This is a genomic window from Micromonospora sp. NPDC005252 (genome assembly GCF_042872475.1).
Lineage (GTDB): Bacteria > Actinomycetota > Actinomycetes > Mycobacteriales > Micromonosporaceae > Micromonospora.
In genome coordinates this window covers 215,817-226,833 of the sequence record NZ_JBIAKN010000002.1, presented here as the reverse complement: position 1 = coordinate 226,833, position 11,017 = coordinate 215,817, and the positions used below count along the sequence as shown (strand labels likewise).

Annotated in this window: 6 protein-coding genes and 1 riboswitch; of the genes, 2 read left to right on the top strand and 4 right to left on the bottom strand. The window is 74.1% G+C overall.

The features are described from left to right. Positions 1-69: 69 nt before the first annotated feature. The 3 genes from ACFYPH_RS06780 to ACFYPH_RS06770 all read right to left on the bottom strand — a co-directional run bounded on the left by ACFYPH_RS06780 (position 70) and on the right by ACFYPH_RS06770 (position 6,895). Positions 70-2,199 (bottom strand): VWA domain-containing protein, encoded by a 2,130-nt coding sequence (locus ACFYPH_RS06780; protein WP_355137343.1) that lies wholly within the window; start codon positions 2,197-2,199, stop codon positions 70-72. Further along, entirely contained in the window at positions 2,196-5,864 is a 3,669-nt protein-coding gene (gene cobN, locus ACFYPH_RS06775) for a cobaltochelatase subunit CobN (RefSeq protein ID WP_387179755.1), read from the bottom strand. Before cobN ends, ACFYPH_RS06780 begins: the two co-directional genes overlap by 4 nt. Before the next feature lie 282 nt (positions 5,865-6,146). Beyond that, a riboswitch (cobalamin riboswitch) is annotated at positions 6,147-6,276 on the bottom strand. A gap of 283 nt (positions 6,277-6,559) precedes the next feature. Continuing rightward, the gene (locus tag ACFYPH_RS06770) at positions 6,560-6,895 is read right to left on the bottom strand and encodes a hypothetical protein (RefSeq protein ID WP_234589536.1); all 336 of its coding nucleotides are present in this window, start codon (positions 6,893-6,895) and stop codon (positions 6,560-6,562) included. Positions 6,896-7,157: 262 nt separating this feature from the next. On the opposite strand from ACFYPH_RS06770, the gene helR reads away from it, so the two are divergent. Then, the gene (helR, locus tag ACFYPH_RS06765; RefSeq protein WP_354862219.1) at positions 7,158-9,320 is read left to right on the top strand and encodes an RNA polymerase recycling motor ATPase HelR; all 2,163 of its coding nucleotides are present in this window, start codon (positions 7,158-7,160) and stop codon (positions 9,318-9,320) included. A gap of 18 nt (positions 9,321-9,338) precedes the next feature. Then, positions 9,339-10,001: a hypothetical protein gene (locus ACFYPH_RS06760; RefSeq protein ID WP_354862220.1), complete on the top strand. Its 663-nt coding sequence runs from the start codon at positions 9,339-9,341 to the stop codon at positions 9,999-10,001. Between the two features lie 67 nt (positions 10,002-10,068). On the opposite strand, the gene ACFYPH_RS06755 is transcribed toward ACFYPH_RS06760, so the two are convergent. Further along, a complete protein-coding gene (locus ACFYPH_RS06755; RefSeq protein ID WP_354862221.1) occupies positions 10,069-10,965 on the bottom strand; it encodes an aldo/keto reductase in 897 nt (298 codons plus the stop codon). Positions 10,966-11,017: the final 52 nt, after the last annotated feature.

Sequence of the window (11,017 nt, the reverse complement as noted above, 5' to 3'; positions counted from 1 at the left end):
CCGTCCCCCGTCCCGCGGGCACTCCCGCGATCGTGCCGTTTCTGCTGGTCATCTGCGCACGTGGTCCCCTCATGTCGCGACCGGAACCACACGATCGCGGGGGCGGGTCAGGGCAGCCAGGGGGGTCAGGGGCGCGCTCAGCTGGGTGGCCAGGCGCCGCGCCAGGTGCAGACGGACCGGGCCGGACTCACAGTCGACGACGACGCAGGGGGCCGCTGTCGCGGCCAGCACCGTCGCGGCCGCCGCGGCCCGGTCCAGTGGACGCGGCCCGGCGGTGGCTCTGCCGTCGGTGACGATGAGGACCAGGGGGCGGCGCTTCGGGTCACGTCGGCGCTCCAGCCGCAGCAGCTCGGCGGCGGCGAGCAGGCCCTCGGCCAGCGGCGTGCGTCCACCGGTGGGCAGCTCGGCCAGCCGCGTCGAGGCGGCCAGCACCGACGAGGTGGCCGGCAGCAGCGTCCGCGCACCGCCGGCCCGGAAGGCGATCACGGCGACCTTGTCCCGCCGCTGGTAGGCGTCGGTGAGCAGCGCGAGTACCGCGTCCTTCACGGCGGTCATCCGCTGCCGGGCGCCCATCGACCCGCTCGCGTCCACCACGAACAGCACGAGGTTGCCCTCACGCCCCTCCCGGACCGCCTCCCGCACGTCGTCCGGGCGCAGTCGCAGCGGGCCGGTCAGCCTCCCCCGGGCCGCCTGATGGGGCGCGGCGGCGCGAATCGTGGCCGGCAGGTGCAGCGCGCCGACCCGAGCGGCCGGCACCCGGGCCCCGGTGGTGCGTCCCCGCCCGGTGCGGGCGCGCGACCGCCGCCCGGGCACGCCGTCACCGACGCCGGGCGCGGTGAGCAGCCGGGCCCGCAGACCACCGTGGGGTACGGCCACCGGCTGCCCCTGCCCACCGGAGCCCCGCTGCCGGGTCGATTCACCCTGGTCAGCGGCGTCGTCGCTGCCGTCGGAGCTGCCACCGTAGGGTCCCGCACCGTCGGGGCCGCTGCGGTCGGCACCGCTGCCGGCACCGCCCCGCGGGCCACCGTCGTCCGGGCCACGACGGTCGGCGCCGCCGTCGTCCGGGCCGCCGGGGCCGCCGGAGCCACCGCCCGGGCCGCCACCGTCGGGGTCCGAGCCGTCGGGGCGCGATCCAGCGGGGCCACCGTCGTGCGGGCCGCCGTCGTCGTCCGGATCGTCGGGGTGGGCGTCCTGGGCGCGCTGCAACGCCTCGTCGAGGCGCTTCTCATCCAGGCCCGGCGTGTCGAACGGGTCACGGCGGCGGCGGTGCGGCAGGGCGAGGCGGGCGGCGACCCGTACGTCGTCGATGGTGACCCGGTCCCGGCCGTGCCAGGCCGCGTGGGCGAGGGCGGTACGGGCGGTGACGATGTCGGCGCGCATCCCGTCCACGTCGAACGCGGCGCACACCTCGGCGATCTGCCGCAGCGCGGCGTCCGGAAGGCGTACCCCGGGAAGCCGGCGGCGGGCGGCGGCCACCTGGCCGGCGATCTCCGCGTCGGCGTCGGCCCAGCGGGCGGCGAAGCCCGCCGGGTCGGCGTCGGCGGCGAGCCGGCGACGCACCACCTCGACCCGGACCTCCGGGTCCCGGCTGGCACCCACCTCGACGGTGAGCCCGAATCGGTCGAGCAGCTGCGGGCGCAGCTCCCCCTCCTCCGGGTTCATGGTGCCGACCAGCAGGAAGCGGGCCGCGTGGCTGACCGAGACGCCCTCGCGCTCGACGTGGCTGCGGCCCATCGCCGCCGCGTCGAGCAGCAGGTCGACGAGGTGGTCGTGCAGCAGGTTGACCTCGTCGACGTAGAGGACGCCCCGGTGCGCGGCGGCGAGCAGGCCCGGTTCGAAGGCGCGTACCCCCGCACCGAGGGCCTTCTCCAGGTCGAGCGAGCCGACGACCCGGTCCTCGGCGGCGCCGACCGGCAACTCCACGAGACGGGCCGGACGGGTCTCGACGGTGGCATCGTCCGGGTGCGGCCCGTCCGGGCAGCCCGGGTCGGGCTCGGCGGGGTCGCAGCCGAAGCGGCAGCCGGCGACCCGGTGGACCGGGGGCAGCAACGCGGCGAGCGCCCGGACGGCGGTGGACTTGGCGGTGCCCTTCTCGCCGCGCACGAGGACCCCGCCGATCGCCGGGGAGACAGCGTTGAGCAGCAGCGCCAACCGCATGTCGGCCATGCCGAGCACCGCGCTGAACGGGTAGGTGATCATGCCCGGTCCTCCAGGTCGCCCTCGCTGGCCAGGTACGTGTCACGGAGTCGGTCCAGGGTGGCCGGCTCGGGTTTGGCCCACAGCCCCCGGTCGGCGGCCTCCAGCAGCCGCTCGGTGATGCCGCGCAGCGCCCACGGGTTGGACTGCTCCAGGAACTCCCGGGTCGTGTCGTCGAAGAGGTACGCGGCGGCCAGGTGCTCGTACATCCAGTCGTCGACCACGCCGGCCGTGGCGTCGTAGCCGAACAGGTAGTCCACGGTGGCCGCCAGCTCGAACGCGCCCTTGTAGCCGTGCCGGCGCATCGCCGCGATCCACTTCGGGTTGACCACCCGGGCGCGGAACACCCGCCGGGTCTCCTCGCCCAGCGTGCGGGTGCGCACGTCGTGCGGCATCGCCGAGTCACCCACGTACGCCTGCGGCGACGATCCGGTGAGGTGGCGGACCATCGCCACCATCCCGCCGTGGTATTGGAAGTAGTCGTCCGAGTCGACGATGTCGTGCTCGCGGGTGTCCTGGTTCTTCACCGCCACCGCGATCCGCGCGAACGAGCGTTCCATGTCGGCGCGCGCCTCCCGCCCGTCCAGGCCCCGGCCGTACGCGTAGCCGCCCCACACCGCGTACACCTCGGCGAGGTCGGCGTCGCTGCGCCAGGTCCGCGCGTCGATCAGCGGCAGCAGGCCCGCGCCGTACGCTCCGGGCTTGGAGCCGAAGATCCGGGCGGTGGCCCGCCGCTCGTCGCCGTGTTCGGCGAGGTCGGCGGCGACGTGCGCCCGCACGTAGTTCTCCTCGTCCGGCTCGTCCAGCGCGGCGACCCGCCGTACGGCGTCGTCGAGCAGCGCCACGACGTGCGGGAACGCGTCGCGGAAGAAGCCGGAGATGCGCACGGTCACGTCGACGCGGGGCCGGCCCAGCTCGGCGGTCGGCACCACCTCGATGCCGGTGACCCGCCGGGACCGGTCGTCCCACACCGGGCGGCAGCCCAGCAGCGCGAGCACCTCGGCGATGTCGTCGCCCTGGGTGCGCATGGCGCTGGTGCCCCACACGGTCAACCCCACCGAGCGGGGGTACGTGCCGGTGTCGGCGAGGTGCCGGGCCAGCAGCGAGTCCGCGAGGGCCACCCCGACGTCCCAGGCGTTGCGGCTGGGGATGGCCTTCGGGTCGACGGAGTAGAAGTTGCGGCCGGTGGGCAGCACGTTGACCAGGCCCCGGGTGGGTGAACCGGACGGTCCGGGCGGCACGAACCGCCCGTCGAGCGCCCCGAGGGTGTGGGTCAGCTCGTCGGTGGTGCGCGCCAGCCGGGGCACCAGTTCGGTGGCCGCGAAGCGCAGCACCGCGACGACGTCCGGGATCGGCTGCCCGGTCACCTCCGCGACCACCGCGTCGACCGCCTCGGCGTCCCAGCCGAGCGTCTCCATCCCGATGACCAACCTCCGGGCGAGCGCCTCGATGAGGTCGACGGCGTCGGCGGCCGTGCCGGCCGGCCCGTCCACCACGTCGGTCAACGCCGTGGGCACCGCCAGTCGTTCGCCCGGTGCCGCCAGCAGTTCCTGCTCGTCGAGGCCGTACGCGGCGGCGAGGGCCTGTCGCAGGCCGGGCAGGGCGTGGTTGCCGCCCCAGATCTGGGGTGCGCGCAGCACCGCGAGGACCAGGTTGACCCGCGGTTCGCCGACGGGCGCGTCGGCGAGGATGTGCAGCCCGTCGCGGATCTGCACGTCCTTGACCTCACAGAGGTACCCGTCGAGGTGCAGCACGAAGTCGTCGAAGTCGTCGGCGTCGGGCATCGCCTCGGCGTGCAGGTCGTGATGCAGCTCGGCGGCGCGCACCAGGTCCCAGATCTGCGCCCGCACGGTCGGCACCTTGGCCGGGTCGAGGGCCTGCACGGTGGCGTACTCGTCGAGCAGTTGCTCCAGCTTGGCCAGGTCGCCGTAGGTCTCGGCGCGGGCCATCGGCGGCACCAGGTGGTCGATCACCACGGCGTGTGCGCGCCGCTTGGCCTGGGTGCCCTCGCCGGGGTCGTTGACGATGAACGGGTAGACCAGCGGCAGGTCACCGAGGACCGCGTCGGGCGCGCAGTCGGCCGCCAGGCCGAGACCCTTGCCGGGCAACCATTCCAGGGTGCCGTGCTTGCCCAGGTGCACCACGGCGTCCGCGCCGAAGCCGCCGTCCGCGACGGGCGCGGCCAGCCAGCGGTACGCGGCCAGGTAGTGGTGGCTCGGCGGCAGGTCCGGGTCGTGGTAGATGGCGATCGGGTTCTCCCCGAAGCCACGCGGCGGCTGGATCAGCAGCACCACGTTGCCGAAGCGCAGCCCGGCGAGCACGAGGTCCCCGCCGTCGGTGTAGAGCTCGCCGGGCGGCTCACCCCAGTGCTCCCGCATCCGCTCACGCAGCTTGGCCGGTACCTGGTCGAACCACCGCCGGTAGGTCTCGCCGGGCACCCGGGCCTCGGCGGCGGCCAACTGCTCCGGGGTGAGCCACTCCACGTCGTGCCCACCGGCGGCGATCAGGGCGTGGATCAGCGCGTCGCCGTCGTCGGGCGGCGGCGCGTCCCCCAGGTGGTAACCCGCCTCGGCCAGTGCGGCGAGCAGCCGGACCGCCGAGACGGGGGTGTCCAGCCCGACGGCGTTGCCGACCCGGGAGTGCTTGGTGGGGTACGAGCTGAGCACGACGGCGACCCGCTTGTCGGCGTTGGGCACGTACCGCAGCCGGGCGTGACGCACCGCGATGCCGGCCACCCGGGCGGCCCGCTCGGGGTCGGCGGCGTAGACCGAGAGGCCGTCCGCGTCGATCCGCTTGAACGAGAACGGCACGGTGACGATCCGTCCGTCGAACTCGGGGATGGCCACCTGCATCGCCGCGTCCAACGGGGACAGCCCGGCGTCGCTGCCGGCCCACTGCTCCCTGGTGCTGGTCAGGCAGAGCGCCTGAATGACGGGCACGTCCAGGGCGGCGAGGGCGCCGACGTCCCACGCGTCCTCGTCGCCGCCCCCGGACGCGTCGGCGGCGACCGCTCCGCCGGCCGCGAGCACGGTGACCAGCAGCGCGTCACAGCGGGCGAACAGCCCGAGCGGGCCCGCGCCCGTGGTCAGGCCCCGCAGCGAGCCACAGAAGATCGGCAGCGGGTTGCCCCCGGCCTCCCGCACGGCCTCGGCCAGGACGTCGACGAAGGCGGTGTTGCCGGCGAGGGCGTGCGCCCGGTAGAAGACGATCCCCACGGTGGGCCGCCGCGGGTCGGTCGGGTGGTCGCCGTGTACGCCGTACGCCGGGGTCGGCGCGGGCGGGGCGAACCCCTCGCCGGTGAGCAGCACCGTGTCGCAGAGGAACCGGGCCAGGTGCCCGAGGTTGTCAGGCCCGCCCTCCACCAGGTACGCCAGCGCCTGGGTGACCACTCCGGACGGCACCGTGGAGATCGCCATCAGCTCCGCGTCGGGCACCGCCTCACCGCCGAGCACGACAGTCGGCACGCCGGTGGCGAGCACCGCGGCGAGGCCGTCCGGCCACGCCTGCCGACCCCCGAGCAGGCGTACGACGGCGAGGTCGACCCCGTCGAGCAGGGCGGGCACCTCGTCGGCCGCCACCCGCGCCGGGTTGGCGAGCCGGTAGTCGGCGTCACTGGCGCGGGCGGCCAGCAGGTCGGTGTCGGCGGTGGAGAGCAGCAGAACGCGCACGGCAGGCTCCGGACGGTAACGTCGGCACGCTCGCGAGAGCGGCCTGGCGACGTGGGATGGGCGCAGGGTTCAGCGGAGGCCGCGATCCGGCCGGCTCAGCGGCCTGCGGCCGGGAGCGACGGGCGGCGCGGTCCGGAACTCAGCGGTGAACGGAGTCGATGCCGATCGCGGCGACGGCACGGCCGCGGTGCGCAGGACGGCAGCAGCCGTCGGTGATGGAGACGCCAAGCGTCATCGGGTCCTCCTCGGGTGTCCACGCCCTGGGGTACGTCCCGACGGCCGAAGTATCCTGGCTTCCGGATCGACGCTCTCCCCCGGCCTTCCAACCGCAGACACACGGCCGTGACTCACGAGGGGGGATCGCTCCCCGGTGACAGTGGCGGGACCGCGTCGGATTCGCACCGACTTCCTTCACTGCCGTCAGGCCGCGAATGCTGCCACACCCCTGCGCTGCGGGTCAACGCTGCTCCGGCCCGACGAACGGGCGTGCGTCACCGAGCCTCAACTGTCGACGCGACAGCGGATCACCCGACCTCGATGCCCCGGATCAATGCCCGACATCCTTTGCTCTGCTTCCCTATACGCAACGGGAATGGGGCGTCACTGGCGCTTATTGGTAAGCAGAGCAAAGGATCGGCGGAGCACTCTGGCTCGCGCCGCTGGCCCGGCGGTGGTGGCTTCTGGGCGGAGGAGTCTCAGCGGGCGTGGCGCTCCGGGTGTGCCCGATTCCACACCCGCATCCGCTCCGGGTAGCCGGTGCGGGCCGCCTCGTACAGCGGCACCGCGTGCTTGCGGGCGATGGCGCCCGCCGCGCGGGGTGTGCCGGTGCGGCGGCGGATCCATTCGCCGTCGTGGGCGATCGCCACCACTGTGGTGTCGGTGGCGGTGGTCTCCGGCTCCAGGTAGAACTCCACTCCCCGCCGGCTGGCGACGAACGACTCCAGCGCGGCGAGATCGTCCCGGGTGGCCTCGCGGTCCAGCTTCGTTGGGGTCGCCTCGGTGCCCCGTGACCGCCGGTTGAACCAGCCCATGCCCAGCCCCTCTCCTCGGACGCCACTCCAGTTCAGCACCGATTCCTGGCAATACGCTGCACGCCAGGTGGGAGAAATCTGACTCGGCGGAGCGCGGACGGAACCGCTGGAGCGGGCGTACCGAACGGAAGCCCTGAAAGCGGGGGACAACACTCCCCGCCATATCCAACATATACCGCATGGGGGGACTTGCGGCAAGGCCCCAGGTGTACCGCAGAATTGCCCGTCCAAGGCCAGGACCTGCGGAAACGGGAGCCAATACATGCACAACTCGTCGGCGGCGGCCAGCGCGTTCGACCTTCCCGACAACCTCGCCGCCAAGGCCGACCCGGCGCTGATCGACCGTGACGAGCAGCACTTCGCCGTCATCGCGGCGAGCCTGGAGCAGTCGATCGCCGAGCTGTCCGACCGCCTCGACGCCGAGCGCCGGGCACCCGCCGGCAAGGGCCGCCAGGCGGTAGTCCGGGACGAGGAGATCCGCCGGCTGACCGCTCGCCTGCGCGCCCTGCGGCGCTTCGGTCTGGACCTGTGCCTCGGGCGCATCGTCAGCGCGGACGACCCCGAGCCGGTCTACATCGGACGCTTCGGCCTCACCGACGGCAACGGTCGGCGGCTGCTGCTCGACTGGCGCTCCCCGGCGGCCGAGCCGTTCTTCGGGGCGACCCACGCCAACCCGATGGGCCTGGCGAGCCGGCGTCGGTACCGCTGGACGCTCGGCCGGATCAGCGACTACTGGGACGAGGTGTTCACCCCGGACGGGTTCGAGGGGCACGCGGCGCTGGACGACCAGTCCGCGTTCATCGCCAGCCTCGGCGGCAACCGGTCGGCCCGGATGCGCGACGTGCTCGGCACCATCCAGGCCGACCAGGACGCCATCATCCGGGCCGGATCGCGCGGCGCTCTCGTCGTCGACGGCGGTCCGGGCACGGGCAAGACCGTCGTCGCCCTGCACCGCACCGCGTACCTGCTCTACTCCGACCCCCGCCTCGGTCACCGCCGCGGCGGGGTGCTGTTCGTCGGGCCGCACGAGCCCTACCTGGCGTACGTCGCCGACGTTCTGCCCAGCCTCGGCGAGGAGGACGTGCAGACCTGCACCCTGCGCGACCTCGTCCCCCAGGGTGCCGCGGCGACGGTCGAGGCCGACCCGGACGTGGCCCGCCTGAAGTCCTCGGCGGATCTGGTCCGGGCGATCGAGGCGGCCGTGCGGTTCTACGAGGAGCCGCCGACCACGGCGATGACGGTCACGGCCGGCGACGCCGACGTGCGGTTGAGCGCGGACGACTGGGCCCAGGCGTTCGAGGCGCCCGGACCCGGCACCCCGCACAACGAGGCGCGGGACGAGATCTGGCAGGAGCTGCTGGCGATCCTGCTCGGGAGGTACGACGGCGACGAGTCGGACGACCTGGTACGCGGGTCGCTGCTGCGCAACCGGGATCTGCGCACGGCGTTCAACCGCGCCTGGCCGCTGCTCGAAGTGACCGACATCGTCGCCGACCTGTGGTCGGTGCCCGCCTATCTGCGCCGGTGCGCCCCCTGGCTCGGCCCCGAGGACATCCGCCGGCTCCAACGCGTCGACGCCCGCGCCTGGACGGTGTCCGACCTGCCGCTGCTGGACGCGGCACGGCAGCGGCTCGGCGACCCGGAGGCGTCCCGGCGTACGCGCCGTCACGAGGCCACCATCGCCGCCGAACGCGCGCGCATGGCGACGGTCGTCGACGAGCTGATCGCGGCCCACGCCTACGACGACGGCGAGGGTGTGCTGTCGAGCCTGCGCCAACTGGACCTGCAGGACGCGCTGGTCGACGAGGCCGTACTCCCCAGCGCCGACGCGGATCTGCTGGCCGGCCCGTTCGCGCACATCGTCGTGGACGAGGCGCAGGAGCTGACCGACGCGCAGTGGCAGATGCTGCTGTCGCGCTGCCCGGCGCGCAGCTTCACCATCGTCGGGGACCGCGCCCAGGCCCGGCACGGGTTCACGGAGTCGTGGCCGGAACGACTGAGGCGCATCGGCCTCGACCGGGTCACCCTGACCTCGCTGAGCATCAACTACCGGACGCCACGGGAGGTCATGGAGCAGGCCGAGCCGGTCATCCGGGCCGTGCTCCCGGACGCGAACGTGCCGACCTCGATCCGCGGCAACGGGATTCCGGTGATCCACGGGTCGGTGCGCGAGCTGGACGCGATCGTCGACGGCTGGCTCGCGGAGCACGCCGACGGGATCGCCTGCGTCATCGGCGAGCCCACCTTCCGGCCGGCGACGAATCGCGTCCGGTCGCTGAGCCCGGAACTGTCCAAGGGGCTGGAGTTCGACCTGGTCGTCCTCGTCGACCCGGAGACGTTCGGCGAGGGCATCCAGGGTGCGGTCGACCGGTACGTCGCGATGACCCGCGCGACCCAGCGACTCGTCGTCCTCACCGGGTCCTGACCTCATAGGCTGCCGGGCGTGTCAAAGAACGTGCGGGAGGCGGCGGCGCACAACAACGCGCGATGGTGCGACGCCGTGTGCGCCAGCCACGGGCTGGCCGGCCGGATCGACGCCGAGGCGTGGTCGGTGCCCCGCCGCTCCCCACCCTGGTATCCGGACGCGGTCACCCTGCGCCCCGGCGTCGACCCCGAGGCGCTGCTGGCGCGGATCGACGTCGGGCCCGGCGCGTCGGTGAAGGACAGCTTCGCCGACCTCGACCTCTCGGCGTACGGGTTCCGGGTGCTCTTCGACGCGCAGTGGATCCACCGCCCGTCGACCGACCCGCCGGTCGGCCCGCCGCTCACGCCGGTCACCACCGGGCAAGGGCTGGCGGCCTGGGCGAGCGCGCACGGCGGCGGGGAACTGTTCCGCCCGGCGCTGCTGGCCGACCCGCGCATCCCGGTGCTGGCCCGCCACGACGAGCGGGGCGCTGTCGTCGGCGGGGCGGTGGTCAGCGGCGACGACCCGGCCGGCGTCTCCAACCTGTTCACCCACAGCGACGACCCGGACGAGATCTGGCGGGCGATTCCCGCCACCCTGCCCGGCGTACCCCTGGTCGGCTACGAGACCACCCCCGACCTACCACCCGCCCGCCGAGCCGGCTTCCTCCCTGCGGGCCCCCTCCGGGTCTGGCTCCGGTGATCATGAAGTTATCGGCGCGACACGCCGGCATCGATGGCAATAACTTCATGATCACCGGGGGCAGGGGTCAGGGGAGGCGGTTGAGGTCCTCGGGGGTCAGGCGTAGCGCGGCGGCGGCGATGTTCTCCCGCAGGTGGGCCGGGTCGCCGGTGCCGGGGATCGCGAGGACGTGCGGGCCCTGGTGCAGCGTCCAGGCCAGGCGTACCTGCTGGGGGGTGACGCCGTGGGCCCGGGCGACCGCCTCGACGGCCCCGCCCGGCGCGGCGCTCGCACCCGCCTCCCGACCGGTGCCGGCCAGCGCGAAGAAGGGCACGTAGGCGATGCCCCGCTCGCCGCAGGCGCGGACGAAGGCGTCCTGCTCCCGGTACGCGTCCAGGCCGTAGTTGTTCTGCACGCAGACCACGGGCGCGATGCCCGCCACCTCGTCCACCTGCTCGGGCCGGACGTTGGACAGCCCGAGATGCCGGATCAGCCCGGCAGCGCGCAGCTCGGCCAGGGCGCCGAACCGCTCGGCCAACGGCACCGCGCCCGGCCCCCGGCCGAGTCGCAGGTTCACCACGTCCAGCCGGTCGCGGCCGAGGCGTCGCAGGTTCTCCTCGACCTGGGCGCGCAGCTGCGCCGGGGTTTCCGCCTCGCTGAATCCGGTCACCGGGTCGTAGCCGAAGCCGACCTTGGTGGCGATGACCAGATCCTCGGGGTACGGGGCGAGCGCCGCCCGGATCAGCTCGGTGGCGTACCGGGCGGGGCCGGTGCCCACCCGCAGGGTTCCGCCGGGCGAGACGTAGAACGCGGCCGTGTCGATGTGGTTGACGCCCAGCTCCACGGCGCGGCGCAGCAGCGCGATCGCACGCTCGCGGTCGGGGTTCGCGGTGATCCGCATCGAGCCGAAGCCCATCCGATGCACGGTGCGGTCGCCCAGGGTCCAGCTGCCCGCCGCGGCGGCGGTGATCTCGTCGGTTGGCATCGGGCGACCGTAGCCAGCGCGGGCGCGCGACGCACTCGGCCGCGCACCCGAT